The sequence below is a fragment of the Pandoraea nosoerga genome (assembly GCF_902459585.1).
In the GTDB taxonomy this organism is placed as follows: domain Bacteria; phylum Pseudomonadota; class Gammaproteobacteria; order Burkholderiales; family Burkholderiaceae; genus Pandoraea; species Pandoraea nosoerga.
The window spans coordinates 155,730-171,613 of the sequence record NZ_CABPSC010000012.1 but is presented as its reverse complement, the minus strand read 5'-3'; the positions used below and the strand labels follow the sequence as shown (position 1 = coordinate 171,613).

At 66.9% G+C, this 15,884-nt stretch carries 13 protein-coding genes, 1 tRNA gene and 1 pseudogene; 6 read left to right on the top strand and 9 right to left on the bottom strand.

The genetic code is table 11. The features are described 5' to 3' along the window. Positions 1-330: 330 nt before the first annotated feature. Positions 331-1,341 carry a serine/threonine protein kinase gene (locus tag PNO31109_RS16065; protein WP_150556459.1) on the top strand — a complete coding sequence of 337 codons (1,011 nt, stop codon included), beginning with the start codon at positions 331-333 and terminating at the stop codon, positions 1,339-1,341. A gap of 10 nt (positions 1,342-1,351) precedes the next feature. On the opposite strand, the gene PNO31109_RS16060 is transcribed toward PNO31109_RS16065, so the two are convergent. Further along, entirely contained in the window at positions 1,352-1,810 is a 459-nt protein-coding gene (locus tag PNO31109_RS16060; RefSeq protein WP_150556458.1) for a metal-dependent hydrolase, read from the bottom strand. 255 nt (positions 1,811-2,065) lie between these two features. Between PNO31109_RS16060 and PNO31109_RS16055 the strand changes: the two genes are divergently transcribed. The 3 genes and pseudogenes from PNO31109_RS16055 to PNO31109_RS16045 form a co-directional block, all read left to right on the top strand. After that, a complete protein-coding gene (locus PNO31109_RS16055; protein ID WP_150556457.1) occupies positions 2,066-2,797 on the top strand; it encodes a transporter in 732 nt (243 codons plus the stop codon). 333 nt (positions 2,798-3,130) lie between these two features. Further along, a tRNA-Met gene (locus tag PNO31109_RS16050) sits at positions 3,131-3,207 on the top strand. Between the two features lie 94 nt (positions 3,208-3,301). Then, positions 3,302-3,478: pseudogene (locus tag PNO31109_RS16045) on the top strand (cysteine hydrolase); the annotation flags it as partial. A 14-nt stretch (positions 3,479-3,492) separates the two neighbouring features. On the opposite strand, the gene PNO31109_RS16040 reads toward PNO31109_RS16045, so the two are convergent. Then, a complete protein-coding gene (locus PNO31109_RS16040) occupies positions 3,493-3,906 on the bottom strand; it encodes a hypothetical protein (RefSeq protein ID WP_150556456.1) in 414 nt (137 codons plus the stop codon). 378 nt (positions 3,907-4,284) lie between these two features. Here PNO31109_RS16040 and PNO31109_RS16035 point away from each other — a divergent pair, with 378 nt between their 5' ends. Then, on the top strand, positions 4,285-4,650 hold the full coding sequence (locus PNO31109_RS16035; protein WP_150556455.1) for a hypothetical protein: 366 nt from the start codon (positions 4,285-4,287) through the stop codon (positions 4,648-4,650). Positions 4,651-4,699: 49 nt separating this feature from the next. On the opposite strand, the gene PNO31109_RS16030 is transcribed toward PNO31109_RS16035, so the two are convergent. The 7 genes from PNO31109_RS16030 to PNO31109_RS16000 form a co-directional block, all read right to left on the bottom strand. Then, the gene (locus PNO31109_RS16030) at positions 4,700-5,878 is read right to left on the bottom strand and encodes a CmpA/NrtA family ABC transporter substrate-binding protein (protein WP_150556454.1); all 1,179 of its coding nucleotides are present in this window, start codon (positions 5,876-5,878) and stop codon (positions 4,700-4,702) included. A 9-nt stretch (positions 5,879-5,887) separates the two neighbouring features. Next, a complete protein-coding gene (locus tag PNO31109_RS16025) occupies positions 5,888-6,463 on the bottom strand; it encodes an ANTAR domain-containing response regulator (RefSeq protein WP_150556475.1) in 576 nt (191 codons plus the stop codon). 310 nt (positions 6,464-6,773) lie between these two features. Further along, on the bottom strand, positions 6,774-7,589 hold the full coding sequence (cobA, locus tag PNO31109_RS16020; protein WP_241014125.1) for a uroporphyrinogen-III C-methyltransferase: 816 nt from the start codon (positions 7,587-7,589) through the stop codon (positions 6,774-6,776). Between the two features lie 194 nt (positions 7,590-7,783). Then, positions 7,784-10,501, bottom strand: a complete 2,718-nt coding sequence (locus tag PNO31109_RS16015; protein ID WP_150556453.1) for a nitrate reductase — start codon at positions 10,499-10,501, stop codon at positions 7,784-7,786. A 74-nt stretch (positions 10,502-10,575) separates the two neighbouring features. Continuing rightward, complete coding sequence (gene nirD, locus PNO31109_RS16010) at positions 10,576-10,965, bottom strand: nitrite reductase small subunit NirD (protein ID WP_150556452.1); 390 nt, start codon at positions 10,963-10,965, stop codon at positions 10,576-10,578. 50 nt (positions 10,966-11,015) lie between these two features. Beyond that, positions 11,016-13,466: a nitrite reductase large subunit NirB gene (gene nirB, locus PNO31109_RS16005; protein ID WP_150556451.1), complete on the bottom strand. Its 2,451-nt coding sequence runs from the start codon at positions 13,464-13,466 to the stop codon at positions 11,016-11,018. A 384-nt stretch (positions 13,467-13,850) separates the two neighbouring features. Further along, a complete protein-coding gene (locus PNO31109_RS16000; RefSeq protein WP_150556450.1) occupies positions 13,851-15,020 on the bottom strand; it encodes an acyl-CoA dehydrogenase family protein in 1,170 nt (389 codons plus the stop codon). A gap of 389 nt (positions 15,021-15,409) precedes the next feature. Here PNO31109_RS16000 and PNO31109_RS15995 point away from each other — a divergent pair, with 389 nt between their 5' ends. Then, entirely contained in the window at positions 15,410-15,883 is a 474-nt protein-coding gene (locus tag PNO31109_RS15995; protein ID WP_150556449.1) for a MarR family winged helix-turn-helix transcriptional regulator, read from the top strand. Position 15,884 lies beyond the last annotated feature (1 nt).

Below are 15,884 nucleotides of genomic sequence, written 5' to 3'. Positions count from 1 at the left end.
ATGTCGCAGCTTCTCGTCGTCGTCAACAGTTTTTTCGCACCTCCCGCTCGCCGCCGTAGCGACTCGCCCGCTCAAAAACCGCCAACCACCGGGGCCTCTCGGCCCCTCCCGCCCCGTCGCTTCGCTGCTTGCGCCGCGTCGCCGTCGTTGCGAGAGACGAGATATTAGACAGGATCGCCGCGACATGCAAGGAGTTTGTGAAACTATTTTGAAATCCCGCAATTTTCCAGCGCTCGCTCCCCTCTCGCTGCGGCGCCGTTTTCTTCTATATATAAGGAACGATGCATCACGGACGCGCGCCGGCGCCCCCGCCTTTGGCAAAATATCGCGATGAACACCGACCTCTCTCCCGATCCCTCGGGTCAAGCCCATCCCTTCTCGGCTTTGCTGCCCGATACCGTCGTCACCGCCGTCGAACAGCTCGGCAGCTACAGCGACGGGCGGCTGCTCGCGCTCAACAGCTACGAAAACCGCGTCTATCAGGTCGGAATGGAAGACGGCCCGCCATTGATCGCGAAGTTCTACCGTCCGAATCGCTGGACGGACGACGCCATTCTCGAAGAACACGCCTTCACCCAGGCGTTGGCCGAGCACGAGATTCCGGTGGTCGCGCCGCTCGCCATCCATGGCCGGACGCTCCATCACTACCACGGCTTTCGCTTCGCGCTCTTTCCTCGACGCGGCGGACGCGCCCCCGAGCTGCAAGACCCCGACACGCTGCACTGGCTCGGACGCTTCCTGGGACGCATCCATGCCGTCGGGGCCACGCAGCCCTTTTGCCACCGTATGACGCTCGACGCCGGCACCTACGGCCGCCAGCCGGTGGAGTACCTCTGGCAGAGCGGTCTGATCCCGACCGATCTGCGAGACGCCTGGCGCAGCATCGTGGATCTCGCGCTCGCAGGCATCGACCGCTCATACGAGCGAGCCGGAGACGTAAAACTGCTGCGCGTCCATGGCGACTGCCACGGCGGCAATGTGTTGTGGACCGACGCCGGCCCGCACTTCGTCGACTTCGACGACACTTGCATGGCGCCCGCCATGCAGGACCTGTGGATGTTGCTCTCGGGAACGCGGGCCGAGATGACCGTCCAGCTCGACGAGATCCTGTCCGGCTACGAGGACTTTGCCGACTTCAATCCGCGCGAACTGCACCTGACCGAAGCGCTTCGCACCCTGCGCCTGTTGCATTACAGCGCCTGGCTGGCACGCCGGTGGGACGACCCCGCCTTCCCCGCTGCCTTCCCGTGGTTCAACACGCAACGCTATTGGCAGGATCGCATTCTGGAGCTGCGCGAGCAGGTCGCGCTGATGGACGAGCCGCCACTCGTGTGGCGCTGAATTTCCCCGCTTACCACCATCGCCACATGACGAAGACAAGCGCGGCGGCAACGCACCACTCGGCGGTCGATCCGGTCGTCACATACAGCGGCGAACGAAACCGCGTGCGCAGCGGCCAGCAAAGCGGCACGCCGGCTGGCGTCAGCCAGTCTGCCAGCAGGTGAGAAAGGTAGCCGGCGCATAGCGCGAGCATCCACGGCGGCACCCGGCCCCAGGCATAGAGGCACGCGAGGGCGGCAAGCACGGGCAGCAAAAGCGAATGCGTCATGCCGCGATGCCCGAACACTCCCGAAATAGCGAGCGACAGTGGCGCGATACGTCGCCCCAGCAGACTCTTGGGATGATCGATGTCGGGCAGCAGCGCGCCAACGAGCGTCAAGGGCCAGTCGTGGACGCTCGCGGCCCAGCCGGTGCGATGCATCAACCAGGTGGCGCCGATACCGAAAACGAGATGACTTCTGGCTTGCATGGCAGACGGACGTCGATGGGGTGCCTATGGGGTGCCTATGAGGTGGCTATGGAGTGCCCATGGGGCGTCGTGGGCATCGTGGGCATCGCCCCACCTCGTCAGACTTCGAAAATGGGGGGCGAAGTCTATCATCGCCCCGCCCGGCCAACACGGAAATACGACACATCGCGTGCCATGGTTGACGGTGTCATGTGCGCCCCGTACGATCCGCCCCACTGATTTTCCGGCTTTCGGACTGCACGAGGGAGTTTTTCGATGAAGAGGATGCTGCTTCTGGTCGCCGCCACGCTCATGCCGTTGGCCGCGCACGCGACAAACCCGCTCGTCACCGACGACACCGGCACGCAGGACACGGGCAACTGGCAACTCGAACTCAACAGCGAATGGATCACGTTGCCGAGCGCACGTCAGCAACAATGGACGAACACGCTGACCTACGGCGTGCTGCCCAACCTCGACGTCGCCATCCAGGCGCCCTATCAGCGCATGCGCCCCGATGGCGACGGCTGGACCAGCGGCTTCACCGATCTGCAACTGCAGGCGAAATGGCGCTTCCTCGAAGGCGAGACATGGAGTCTCGGCCTCAAGCCGTTCGTTTCGCTGCCGACGGCCAGCGAAGACCGCGGGCTCGGCAATGGCCGGGCCACGACCGGCGCGAACTTGCTGATGCAGTACAACCTCGATCGCTGGACGTTCCTGGCCAACGTCGGCTACACATGGAACAACAACAGCATCGGCAACCGCCAGAGTCTGTGGAATGCGTCAACGGCAGCGTTATTCAGCGTGACGGACGCCGTGCGTCTGGTCGCCGACGTGGGACTGGCCACCAACCCCGACACCGCCACGCAGACGAAGCCGGCCTACGCGCTGGTCGGCGCCATCTACAGCCCGACAAAGGATCTCGACTTCGACGTCGGCTACAAGCGCGGCCTGAACCCCGCCTCGCTGAATCACTCCGTGCAGGCCGGCGTCACCCTCCGCTGGTAAGCGCGGTATCGTGACAAGGCAACTGCATCGGTGTGCCAACCGACCCGCGCCCGCGTACATGCCAGGCAGGCGCGTCGAGGGAACCCGACGCCAGCCGGTCCAGCCGGTCCAACCGGTCCCATGACGGCCCCAGTCCTCATTCCCGAGCGCCACGCGTCTCGCTGATCGCGCCCGATGGCCTGCTTGGGCGCCGAGGGCATGCGCCCCGGCCTTGTGCGCGTGACGCGCCCGTAAAACGCTCGCGGCCCGCACGATTTTCATCCGCCCAATAAAGTTAATGTCATAAATGCTTGACACGATGCGCAGAATACCCGTATTATTCTTCTTCTCAGACGCGGGGTGGAGCAGTCTGGCAGCTCGTCGGGCTCATAACCCGAAGGTCACAGGTTCAAATCCTGTCCCCGCAACCAGATTGGAAAGCCCGTCGATCGCAAGATCGACGGGCTTTTGTCTTTCTGGCGCGAGCGGCGGCGTTCCACGCGCTTGCACCACGAGCCCGGTCCGACGGGAGCCATGTTCTCCACCGTCGCCCATGCCAGCGATGCCGACTACTGCCTGTTCACCGTCAAGGATTGCTGCTACGACCCTGACGAGCTCGCGCACGAGCGTCTGTTCGCGACATCGTTCGAATCGCGCACGCCCCTGCTCTCGCTCGACGACGCCGTGACGATGCTCGGGTAAGACGCGCCGTGCGCTCAGGCGGCCCCACCGCCGAGCAGGTCGTGCTCGTCGAGAATGGCGTAAGCAATGTCGGGATTGCGATCGAGACAGCGGCGCACGGCCGCCGGAATGGTCTTTCTGGTCTTGCGGCACAGGCCAGGCTGTTGCGCGAGCTGGATGCCGATGCCGCGCACCGTGCGCACCTCGTTCGGCCCCGGCGCGATCTGCAGCACGATGCCGAGCTGCGCCTGCATGAGACCTGCGATGCGCTTGAGCTCCTCGTAACTCGCGATGGCTTCGATCCGCTCGATCAACCGCTTCTCCTCGGTCTGCGTCAATCGCAATACCCGGATGTCGCCGCCCGGCTCGCGCAAAAGCGCCTCGCGCTCGCATGAGCAGGCGCCCGGTGGACATTCGACACGGATAGGGAAAGGAACGGCTGCTGCCATCGCTGGAGTTGGGGACACACTGGGCTTCAGGCCCGGACACCCCAAGAAAATAGCCGAATCCCGCCTGAAACTGAACCGGTATCGCCACTAATTGGTCGCCAGCGTCGCTCGCGCCGACGCACGTCCGAGCATGGCGCCCGCCGCGCGAGCGCCGTTCGCCATTCTCCTCACTTTGCGCAACAGACGTTTTCCGTTTCGACGCTTTATCCGTCCCGCGCCGATCCGTATGCTCATGAGCATGCACTGGGGCGGGACGAGACGCCCGCCTGAAGCCACCGGCGCACAACGACGTGCGCCGGTTTGCGTTGCGAACCCCACCGTCTCCCCGGCGCGGCAGCAAACCCCGAACGCGGCGCGCCCTCACCACAGCCGACGGTCATGACAAAGAAGATTGCGTTAGCAGCGTTTCTCGCGGTACCCGGGTCGTTCGCGATCCTCGCCCTGGCATGCCTGCATCCCGGCGCGCGCCGCGCGCTGGCCAGCGCCGCCGGGCTAGAGCCGATGCTGGCCAATCTTTCTCGCCACGTCGTGCTCCTCGCGCTCGTCTACCATCTGAACCTGCACCCCCGCCATGGCGCGCGTGCGCTGCGCGCCTGCCGCAAGCACGCCGATGCCCTCGATGCCCTCGATGCCCTCGATGCCCTCGGTGCCATCGAAGGCATCAGGGGCATCACCGGCACGCCGGCCTTCGGCTCCCCGATGGAATTCGAGGAATTGCACGACTGCGACGCCTTGGCGGGCTGAGGCCCCACCGCCGCGCCCCACCGCTCCACCGCCACCTCCGTCGCCGCGCTCACGGTGCGCGAATCGCATAGCCGTCGACGTAGGCACGCAGGTCGTGCACGCTCCCCGGCGCCCAGACTCTACCGTCACACAGCACGTCGCCGGCGGGTGTGGCCGCTGCTGGCAACCCCTCGGCACGCGCGGCGGACTCGAACAGCGCCGTCTGATTGATCGCCGCGGCCGTTTGCGCCGCCTGCGCCAGCGCCTCGTCCCCCACCATCGCCCAGCGGCGATATTGCGCGATGAACCAGATGCCGTCGAGCGGATGCGGGTAGTTCACGGCGCCGTCGTCGAAGAAGCTCACGGGCAGCAGCGCATGCCTGCCGGGCAGACGTCCGAAGTCGCCGAGCAGCCGGGCGGCGATCAGGTCGCGCGGGGCGCCGACCCACGCCGGTTCGGCGAGCCATCCGGCAGCCTCGGCCCGATGCCCCGGCATGTCCAGCCAGCGGCAAGCACTCAGCAGCGTGCGCACCAGCGCCTGAGCCGTGCGCGGATAGCGAGTCACGAAATCATGCCGGCAGGCGAGCACCTTCTCCGGATGATTCGGCCAGATGTCGCTCGACACCACGACCGTGCGCCCCAGCCCGCGCGCCTGCGCCACGGCGTGCCACGGTTCGCCGCAGCAAAAGCCGTCGAGCCCGCCTTCGTCCATCGCCGCGACCATGTGCGCGGGCGGAATCACAATGCGCGAAATCTCCGTGAGCGGATCGACGCCCTGGGCCGCGAACCAGTAGTTCAGGAACATCGCGTGCGTGCCGGTCGGGAAGGTTTGCGCAAAGACCGGCTTGCGCCCGAGCGACGCGAGCGCGCTGCGCACGTCGCCCGTCTGCGCCATCGCGTCGGCCAGCGAAGGCGTGACCGTAATCGCCTGCCCGTTGCGGTTGAGCACCATCAGCACGGCCATCGCCTCGCGCGGCCCGCCAATGCCCAGTTGCACGCCATACACCAGCCCGTAGAGCGAATGTGCGGCGTCGAGCTCGCCGGTGAGCAGCTTGTCGCGAATCGCCGCCCACGACGACTCGCGGCTCAGCTCCAGCGTGAGGCCGTGTTCGTGCCCCAGCTCGAGGCGCTTGGCCACGATCAGCGGCGCGGCGTCGGACAGCGCGACGAACCCCACCCGCAAATGACGCTTCTCCGGCGCACCGCCTGTCGTTGGCGCCTGGGGAGTCAACCATGATGACGTGGACATGAGCAGTGTCTATCCCAGTAATTCGGCGATCGAGACGAGCTGGCGCGCCACTTCGGCGAGCTTCTCGCCCTGATCCATTGCCCGTTTGCGCAGGATGGCATACGCCTCCTGCTCGGAAATCCGGCGCCGGTCCATGAGCAGACGCTTGGCGCGGTCGATCAGCTTGCGATCGGCCAGTTCGCTCTCCGCCTTGGCGAGCCGTGCGCGCAACTTCTCCTCATGCGCGAAGCGCGCGAGCGCGACCTCGAGAATGGGCGCGAGGCGGTCGGCCGCGAGCCCTTCGACCGAGTACGCCGTGACGCCGGCATCGACGGCCGCGCGGATGAGCGATTGATTGCCGTCGGCCGAGAACATCAGCACGGGGCGTGGTGCGGCCGCATTCATCACCGCGAGCTGCTCGAGCGTGTCGCGCGAGGGCGATTCCGTGTCGATGATGACCACGTCAGGACGCTCGCTCTCGACCACGCGCGGCAGCGCCTGCGGCTTGGCCACTTCGGCGAGCATCTCGCAGCCCAGGCGAGCGAGCGCCGCGCGCAGTTCGCCGATCGGCTTGTCCGTGTCGGTGACGAGCAGCACGCGCAACATGCCCTGCGCGCCGTCCGGCGCTGCGGGAAAACGCGACGAAGGCGTCGGGACGGATGGGTCAGCCGAAAGATCGATGTCCTCGGCGTCCGTTTTTTTCGGCAAGTTCGTGGGGGCCAGCAGGCCGGTCGTAAGGTTGGGTTCCGGTGCGCCGCGAGTGCGGCTGCATCGAGTCCAGTCGGGTCAAGCGGTCAAATCAAGCCAACGAGGCAAGTCAGGCAATCCGGTCAAGCAACGACTTCGAACAACTCAAGCCGCAACTTCAAGCCACGACTTCGGGCCATTCAAGTATAGGCAGCTACGACACAACGCTTCAGGCGGCCTGGGCGATGACACTGTCTGCCATCGCCATTACGCCGCTCGCGAGCCGGTCGGGCGCCGCCGCGCCAAGCGCATCGCGTCCGTCGCGGTCCGCGCACGCCGCCTCACCGACCGCGCCGCCCACGAGCAGGATGGCCGGGCTCGTGAAGCCGGCCGCGCGCACGTCCGCGGCCAGCCGCCCGAGCGACGTCACCATGCGGCGCTCCTGCGGCGTGCCAGCCCATTGCACCGCCGCCGCCGGCGTGGCAGGCGACAGATGCCCGAGCAGCGTCGCGGTCAACGTCTCCACGCGCTGCAGCCCCATGTAGATCGCGAGCGTCGTTCCCGTCGCCGCGAGCGCCGACCAGTTCGGCGCACTGCCGTCCTGACGGTGCGCGGTAACGAAAGTCACGCCGGCGCAGTGATCGCGGTGCGTGAGCGACATGCCAAGACCGGCCGCGGCAGCGAACGCCGCCGAGACCCCGTTCACGATCTCGACCGGCACGCCCGCACGGCGCAGGGCCGCCATCTCCTCGCCCGCACGGCCGAACATCAGCGCGTCGCCGCCCTTCACCCGCACCACATGCGCGCCGCGCCGGGCAAGGCGACACATCAGCCGCTCGATGAACACCTGCGGCGTGGACCGGCAGCCGCCCCGCTTGCCCACGGCAATCACGCGAGCCTGGGGCGCGAGCGTGGCGATCTCCGGATTGGCCAGATCGTCGACGAGCAGCACGTCCGCTTCGCCCAGTACGCGCGCCGCGCGCAGCGTGAGCAAGTCCAGCGCGCCCGGTCCGGCGCTGAGCAGGGTGACTTTGCCTGGCTTCATGATCGTTCTCCCTTGGTTCCCCGATATCCTGCATATCGCTTCGCGCGACGAGTCCCGTACTGCCCGCCTTGTGTCTTGCAACTCGTGTGCGCAACATGCGCAACGTCCGTAATGTTCGTAAGGTTCGTAATGTTCGTAATGTCCGGATGCAGCGCAACGGGCGGCAGTGAGCCGCGACGGCGCGCGGCGAGCCCTCATGCGGCGCCGCTCGCCATCGGCACGGCCGCCTTCACCCCGGGCGCGGCGCACATGCGCTGCAGCTCGGGCACGCACGATCCGCACACGGTGCCGCAGCCGAGCGTCGCCTTGAGTCCGGCGAGGTCCGCCCCCGCCGCGATCGCCGCCGTAATACGCGATGCCTTGATCTGCTTGCACTGACACACCGTCAGGTCGCGTGGCGCCGCCGGAGCACGGTCGGCGACGAACACGGCGTGCCGCGGGCGCGTCCACGGCAAACCTTCGCGCACCCGCGCCAGCAGCGACGCCGAGCCCGCCACGTCCGCCTCGCTGCCCGCGACGAGCACGCCGTCGATCAGCGTCTCGCGCCATGCCACGCGCTTCGTCATGACACGGCGCGCATCGCGATACTCGAGCAGCGATTCGTCGCGCGGCAGATCGAGCGCTGCGTGCAGGCGCTCGAGCCAGTCGGCATCGGGCTGATCGTCGGCGGCCGTCACCACGATGCGATCGTCACCTTCGAGGCGCACCGTCGCAAAACGCCGCGCGGCGAGCAGCGGCTGCACGGCCGCGTGCAAGCGCAGCGCATCGCCGCGCCGCACGGCCGCCACGCGCCACGGCAACGTAAGCGGATCGACGCGCACGGCCGCGTGCTTGAGCTCCGGCTGCCTCGAGTACGGATCGACCGCTCCCGTCGTGGCGTCGTTCACGCCCCCGCCATTCAGAAACTGTCCGCTCCAGTGCATCGCGGCGAACACCGTGCCGGAGGCCACGTCGTCGCTCAGCGCGAGCGTCAGCACCCGTTCGCCGCGACGACTGGAAAGCCGCACGAAGTCGCCCGGCCGAAGACCGCGTCGCGCCGCGTCGGCCGGATGCATCGTGAGCGTCGGCTCCGGTGCGTGGTCGAAGAGCTGGCCGACGCGTCCCGTGCGGCTCATGCCGTGCCACTGGTCGCGCAGTCGCCCCGTGATGAGCCGCAGTGGATGCCGCGCATGGATGGGCTCGGCCACGGGCCGGTACTCGAACGCATGAAAGCGGGCGCGTCCGTCGGCGGTGGCGAACACGCCGTCTTCATAACGGCGCGCAAGCCCCTGCGAGGCGCCAGCCGGAAACGGCCACTGCTGCGGGCCGAGCTGTTCCAGTCGCGCATAGTCGAGCCCGCCGATATCGAGATCGCGGCCGACGGTGAGCGCGCGATGCTCGTCGAAAATCGCTTCGAGCGACGAGAAGGCGAACGGCTCGGGCGACGCATCGAGCATCGGCGCAAGGCGGCGCGCGACTTCGCTCGCAATCCACCAGTCCGCGCGCGCCGCACCGGGCGGCGGCACGGCCGCGCGCACGCGCGAGATGCGCCGCTCCGAATTCGTGACGGTGCCCGCCTTCTCGCCCCAGCTTGCCGCGGGCAGCAAGACATCGGCATACGGCACGGTGTCGGTCTGGTGAAACGCCTCTTGCACCACCACGAACTCCGCCGACGCCAGCGCTTCGCGCACCCGTGCGCTGTCGGGCATCGAGTGCACGGGGTTCGTGCAGGCGATCCAGATGGCCTTGATGCGGCCGTCGCGCACCGCATCGAACATCTCGACGGCCGGCAGGCCGGGCCGGTCGGACAGTCCCTGCACGCCCCACAGGCGCTCGATCTCGGCGCGGTGCGCGGCGTTGCCGATCTCGCGATGCGCCGCGAGCATCGTCGCGAGGCCGCCGACCTCGCGCCCGCCCATGGCGTTCGGCTGGCCGGTCAGCGAAAACGGACCCGCGCCGGCGCGGCCGATCTGCCCGGTGGCCAAATGCAGATGAATGAGCGCCAGGTTCTTCTCGGTGCCGTGGCTCGATTGATTGAGCCCCATGCAGTAAAGCGAGAGCGCGGCCGGACTTTCGCCGAACCAGTCGGCCGCCTGGCGCAGCGCCGCTTCGTCGATGCCGCAGATGTCCGCCGCGTGTTGCGGCGGATAGTCGCGCAACGTCTGCTTGAGCGCGTCGAACCCTTCGGTATGCGCGTCGATGTACTCCCGGTCGATGCGCCCTTCCCAGATCAGGTGGTGCAGCATGCCGTGAAAGAGCGCCACGTCGGTGCCGGGCACGATGGGCAGGTGCAGATCGGCCATCGCGGCCGTGTCGGTGCGGCGCGGGTCCACCACGATCCAGCGAATCGACGGATCGGCGGCCTTCGCCGCTTCCAGCCGCCGGAACAGCACCGGATGCGCATACGCCATGTTGCTGCCCGCGAACAGTACCGTGCGCGCGGCTTCGAGATCGTCGTAGCACGTGGGCGGACCATCCGCGCCGAGCGCCATCTTGTAGGCGCTCACCGCGCTCGACATGCACAGCCGCGAGTTGGTATCGATGTTGTTGGTGCGCACCAGCCCTTTGGCGAGCTTGTTGAAGACGTAATAGTCCTCGGTGAGCAGTTGCCCCGAGACATAGAACGCCACGGCGTCGGGCCCGTGGCGGCGAATGACGTCCGCAAAGCGCGAGGCGACCGTGTCGAGCGCCTCGTCCCATGCAACGGGCGCGCGAGCGGCATCGCGCGCGGTGCGCAGTTCGGGGGTTAGCACGCGCCCGGTCAACGACTGTGTCGTCATCGGCAGCGTCATGCCCTTGCTGCACAGGCGCCCTTGGTTGGCCGGGTGCGCCGGGTCGCCCCTTACGCCGACGATGCGCTCACCGTCGCTCTCGACGAGCATGCCGCAACCGACGCCGCAGTAGCAGCAGGTGGTTTGCGTGATGGTGTTCATGGACGGCTCCGGCTGTAGCAAGGGCGTGATCGGCAGGGTGACGTTGGCGGCATTGCGAGTGCGTTACCGGCACGTCAGGCGGCGGCCGGTTCCGCCGGTTCCGTGGTCTTTCCGGGCGCCTCGTCACCCGCGTCGTCCACGTCATCCACGCACAGGTACACCTGGTCCGCGTCGATCCGCACGGCAAAGCGCCGCGCACAGCCCACGTCGGGCGCGCACGCCTGCCCCGTCGCCAGATCGATGTTCCAGGCATGCAGCGGGCACGTCACGCGCTCGCCGTGGACAATGCCCTGCGAGAGCGCGCCGCCCTTGTGCGGACACTTGTCACGCAGCGCGAAGACCTTGTCCGCTTCGGTGCGGAACAGCGCAATGTCGCCGCCGGCGTGCGGCATGACGCGCGAGCCCAGTCGCGGGATCGCGTCGATGTCGCACACGTGCAGCCAGATCGGTTCGGATAGCGTCATGGCAGTTTCCTTCAGGCGATTTCCAGCAATTTCAGGCGGTTCCGTCGATTTCACACGGTCGCCGGCTCGACGCGCTGCGGCACGAGCGGACGGTATTCATTGGCTTGCGCACCGTCGATGCGCGCCTGCCACGGGTCGGGCAGACCGTCGAGCGAATAGAGCAGCCGTTCGTAGAGCGCGCGACGATTGGCGGCGTCGGCCACCACGCGCTGCTTCACGTAGTCGAGCCCCACGCGGTGGATGTAATGCACCGTTCGATCGAGGTAGTACGCCTCCTCGCGGTAGAGCTGCAGGAAGGCGCCTGTGTACTCCTTCACTTCCTCGGCCGTCTTCACCTTCACGAGAAACTGCGCGACTTCGGTCTTGATCCCGCCGTTTCCGCCAACGTAGAGCTCCCAGCCCGAGTCCACGGCAATCACGCCCACGTCCTTGATGCCGGCTTCAGCACAGTTGCGCGGGCACCCCGACACGGCGAGCTTCACCTTGTGCGGCGACCACATGTTCGCGAGCATCGTCTCCAGGTCGATCCCCATCTGCGTGCTGTTTTGCGTGCCGAAGCGGCAGAACTCGCTGCCCACGCACGTCTTCACCGTGCGGATCGACTTGCCGTAGGCGTGTCCCGAGGGCATGCCCAGATCGCGCCACACGTTGACGAGGTCTTCCTTCTTCACGCCGAGCAAATCGATGCGCTGGCCGCCGGTGACCTTGACCATGGGAATCCGGTATTTGTCGGCCACGTCGGCAATGCGGCGCAGCTCGCTCGGGTTCGTCACGCCGCCCTTCATCTGCGGCACCACGGAGAACGTGTTGTCCTTCTGGATGTTGGCGTGCACGCGCTCGTTGACAAAGCGGCTCTGCGGATCGTCCACCGCCTCCTTCGGCCAGGTGCTGAGCATGTAGTAATTGAGCGCCGGGCGACAGGTTGCGCAGCCGTTGGGGGTGCGCCACTCGAGAAAGTCGAAGGCGGCGCGGTGCGTGGTCAGGTGATGCTCGCGAACGGCGCGACGCACCTCGGCATGCGAGAGATCGGTACAGCCGCACACCGCCTTTTCCTTGGGTGCGGCGTCGTAGGTCGAGCCGAGCGTGCTCATCAGAATCTGCTCGCACAGCCCCGCGCACGAGCCGCACGAACTCGCGGCCTTGGTGTGCTTCTTCACCTCGTCGAGCGTGAACAGGCCCTTCTCGGTGATCGCCTTGACGATGGTGCCCTTGCACACGCCGTTGCAGCCGCACACCTCGTCGCTGTCGGCCATCGCCGCCGCGCGGTTCTGCCCTTGCGTGCCGACGTCGCCCACGCTCGATTCGCCGAACATGATGCGCTCGCGCAGCTCGCCCAGTGCGCGCCCTTCGCGCAGCAGCTTGAAGTACCACGCGCCGTCGGCCGTATCGCCGTAAAGGCAAGCCCCGACGAGCTTGTCGTCGCGTATCACCAGCTTCTTGTAGACGCCGCCGGCCGGGTCGGACAGTACGATTTCCTCGGTGCCCTCTCCGCCCTGGAAGTCGCCGGCGGAGAACAGGTCGATGCCCGTGACCTTGAGCTTGGTCGAGAGCACCGAGCCGCGATAGCTGCCAATGCCCATGAGCGCAAGATGGTTCGCGCAGACCTTCGCCTGTTCGAAGAGCGGGGCGACCAGACCGTACGCCACGCCGCGGTGGCTCACGCACTCACCTACCGCGTAGATGCGCGGATCGTAGGTCTGCAACGTGTCGGAGACGACGATGCCGCGCGAGCAATGGAGGCCCGCCGCTTCGGCGAGCGCGGTGTTCGGGCGGATGCCCGCGGCCATCACGACGAGCTCGGCCGCGATCTCGTCGCCGTTGCTAAAACGCACGCCGCTCACGCGCCCGTGGCCGTCGTCGAGAATGGCCGAGGTCTGATGCGAGAGGCGGAACGCCAGACCGCGCGCCTCGAGCGACTGCTGCAGGAGCTTGCCGGCCGTGCTGTCGAGCTGACGCTCGAGCAGCGTGTCGGCCAGGTGCACGACGGTCACGTCCATGCCGCGCAGCTTGAGACCGTTGGCCGCCTCCAGCCCCAGCAGGCCGCCGCCGATCACCACCGCGTGGCGCTTCACGCGCGCCGTCTCGATCATGATCTCGGTGTCGCGAATGTCGCGGTAGCTGATCACGCCCTCGAGGTCGTTGCCCGGCACCGGCAAGATGAACGGGCTCGAGCCGGTGGCGATCAGCAGCCGATCGTATGGCGCTTCGGTGCCGTCGGCGCAGCGCACGACGCGGCGGGGCCGGTCGATCTGCGTGACTTCCTTGCCCAGATGCAGCGTGATGCCCTTGCTCTCGTACCACTCGAGCGGGTTGAGCACGATGTCGGCGAACGACTGCTCCCCGGCAAGCACCGGCGAGAGCAGGATGCGGTTGTAGTTCGGATGCGGCTCGGCACCAAATACGGTGATGTCGTACTGATCCGGCGCGATCTCCAGCAATTCCTCTAGCGTGCGGATGCCGGCCATGCCATTGCCGATAACGACCAGACGAGGTTTGCGCATGCTCTCTTCTCCCATTGCAATGCCTGCTGCGCCCGAAAAACAAAACGGCGTCCGTCCGCGCCGAAGCACGGAGGGACGCCGTTGTCCTGTGGCGACGTCGCAGACCATTGCGCCCCGACGCCGCCTTCGAATTCGTTGCCGGCGACGCCTTTGCCGCTGGCCTTTACGCTAACGCAACAAGCGTGCCAGGCCGGGGGAAATATCGGGAAAAGCGCGACAGGACAAGGCTGGAGCGGCGCATCCCCCATAGGGAGAATCTGAAATTGCTCGGAAATTTTCCGCACCGCAGCAGTGCAAGATGTTCTGCATGCCGCAGCGGGCGCACCACGATGAAGCGCCCGGCGGGGCGCAAATGCGCCCCCGATGGGCGTCGCGGGCGCCGCCTCAGTCGTCCTGCATGAGCGCGCGGCCGATGATCAATTGCTGGATTTGCGTGGTGCCTTCATACAGCCGCAGCAGACGCACGTCGCGGTAGAACCGCTCGACCTTGTACTCGTTGATGTAGCCCGCGCCGCCGTGGATCTGCACACCGCGGTCCGCCACGCGCCCGACCATCTCGGTGCAAAACAGCTTCGCGCAGGAGGCGCGCATGCTCACGTCGGTGTCGCGCCTGCCGGCGGGACGCGCGTCGTAGCGCTGCGCACAGTCCTGCACCATCGACCAGCCGGCGTAGAGCTCGGCCTGGCTGTCGGCGAGCATCGCCTGCACGAGCTGGAAGTCGCCGATGCGCTGGCCGAACTGCTTGCGCTCGCGCGCGTAGGCGACCGACTCGTCGAGAATGCGCTGCGCCATGCCGCAAGCCAGTGCAGCCACGTGCAGGCGCCCACGGTCGAGCACTTTCATGGCCGTCTTGAAGCCCTTGCCCGCTTCGCCGCCGATGATGTTCGCAGCCGGCACGCGCGCGCCGTCAAGAATGACATCGCAGGTCCTGGTGCCGCGCTGGCCCATCTTCTTGTCCGGTTTGCCCAGCGACAGACCGGGCGTGTCGGCCGGGACGATGAACGCCGAGATGCCGCCCGCGCCTTCGCCGCCGGTGCGCGCCATCAGCGTGAACGCCCCCGCGCGCGGAGCGTTGGTGATGAAGCGTTTCACGCCGTCGATGACATAGGCGTCGCCGTCGAGCACGGCCCGTGTCTTGAGCGCCGCGGGGTCCGAGCCGGCATCCGGCTCGGTGAGCGCGAACGACATGATGAGCTCGCCGCTCGCCACGCGGGGCAGCAGCTCGCGCTTCTGAGCTTCGGTGCCGTCCATCAGAATGCCCTGCGAGCCGATGCCGACGTTCGTGCCGAACACGGAGCGAAACGCGAGCGAGGTCTGCCCGAACTCGAACGCAACGCGCGCCTCCTGCGCCATCGACAGCCCGATGCCGCCATAGGCTTCCGGAATCGACAGGCCGAAGAGCCCCATCGCCTTCATCTCGTCGACGATGGCCGGCGGCACTTCGTCCTGCTCCTCGACGTCGTTCTCGGCCGGCACCAGCCGCTCGCGGATAAAGCGCTGCACGGCCGCGAGCAGCAGGTCGAACGATTCGCTATCCAGTCCCTTCGATGTCATCTCTGTATTCCTTGAACTTCCGAGGCGAGGCGCGAGGCGCATTCGTTCGCGCCCCCGACTGCGGCGTCTCGCGCAATTTGAATTTCTGTATCTTACCCGCGGGTGTACCGGGCAGCGAGTCACGCACCTCGGCGCACCTCAGCGCACTTCGGCCAACACTACCGCGCCCCGCGACGCCCCGTGACCGGTCGCGCCGAGCCCGGCCATGTCACCCCATTCGAAAATAAAACGGGCGAAGACCGCCGCAAACGTGCATCCGAAAGCGCTTTGCGCGACTGTTTTTCGGCCCAAAACCCCAATCACGACAAGGACTTATCGGAACCTCGCCGTCTCGTGCAACACGGCATTAACTAGCATGCTAATTATTAGTTAACATATAATCTTTCTCCATGACCTCCCTGGAATCCCTCCGCTTCGCCTTCACCAGTCATCTGCTGCTCGCGGGCAAACAGTGGCGCCAGCTCTCGCAGGGCGCCATCGGTGAATACGGCATTTCGGCGGCGAGCGCTGGCCCGCTGCTGTTCATCCGCCGGCTCGGCCAGGGCGTGCGTCAGGTCGAGCTCGCCGAATACGTCGGCCTGGAAGGGGCGTCGCTGGTGCGGCTGCTCGATCAGTTGTGCGCCGCCGGCCTCGTGCGGCGCGAAGTGGACGCCAGCGACCGGCGCGCCAACGCCCTGCGGCTGACCGAGGCCGGCGAGGCGCTCGCCGAAAAGCTCGAAAGCGAACTCAGCCAGTTGCGCGCGAAAGTCTTCGCGAGCGTCTCGCGCGAGGATTTCGAAGCGGTGCTGCGTGTGTTCGAAGCTCTCTCCAGCGCGGCCGGTCCGGATGCGACCCTCCTCGCGATGGAGCCTCCCAAGAAGTAGA

What these genes read in the sequence shown, in the direction of transcription:
- PNO31109_RS16055 (WP_150556457.1), top strand. Translation starts at nt 2,066, where the DNA reads ATGAAGAGGATGCTGCTTCTGGTCGCCGCCACGCTCATGCCGTTGGCC.
- nirD (WP_150556452.1), bottom strand. Translation starts at nt 10,965, where the DNA reads ATGACGCTATCCGAACCGATCTGGCTGCACGTGTGCGACATCGACGCG.
- PNO31109_RS16000 (WP_150556450.1), bottom strand. Translation starts at nt 15,020, where the DNA reads ATGACATCGAAGGGACTGGATAGCGAATCGTTCGACCTGCTGCTCGCG.
- PNO31109_RS16065 (WP_150556459.1), top strand. Translation starts at nt 331, where the DNA reads ATGAACACCGACCTCTCTCCCGATCCCTCGGGTCAAGCCCATCCCTTC.
- PNO31109_RS16030 (WP_150556454.1), bottom strand. Translation starts at nt 5,878, where the DNA reads ATGTCCACGTCATCATGGTTGACTCCCCAGGCGCCAACGACAGGCGGT.
- PNO31109_RS16025 (WP_150556475.1), bottom strand. Translation starts at nt 6,463, where the DNA reads ATGTTGCGCGTGCTGCTCGTCACCGACACGGACAAGCCGATCGGCGAA.
- cobA (WP_241014125.1), bottom strand. Translation starts at nt 7,589, where the DNA reads ATGAAGCCAGGCAAAGTCACCCTGCTCAGCGCCGGACCGGGCGCGCTG.
- PNO31109_RS16060 (WP_150556458.1), bottom strand. Translation starts at nt 1,810, where the DNA reads ATGCAAGCCAGAAGTCATCTCGTTTTCGGTATCGGCGCCACCTGGTTG.
- nirB (WP_150556451.1), bottom strand. Translation starts at nt 13,466, where the DNA reads ATGCGCAAACCTCGTCTGGTCGTTATCGGCAATGGCATGGCCGGCATC.
- PNO31109_RS16040 (WP_150556456.1), bottom strand. Translation starts at nt 3,906, where the DNA reads ATGGCAGCAGCCGTTCCTTTCCCTATCCGTGTCGAATGTCCACCGGGC.
- PNO31109_RS16015 (WP_150556453.1), bottom strand. Translation starts at nt 10,501, where the DNA reads ATGAACACCATCACGCAAACCACCTGCTGCTACTGCGGCGTCGGTTGC.
- PNO31109_RS15995 (WP_150556449.1), top strand. Translation starts at nt 15,410, where the DNA reads ATGACCTCCCTGGAATCCCTCCGCTTCGCCTTCACCAGTCATCTGCTG.
- PNO31109_RS16035 (WP_150556455.1), top strand. Translation starts at nt 4,285, where the DNA reads ATGACAAAGAAGATTGCGTTAGCAGCGTTTCTCGCGGTACCCGGGTCG.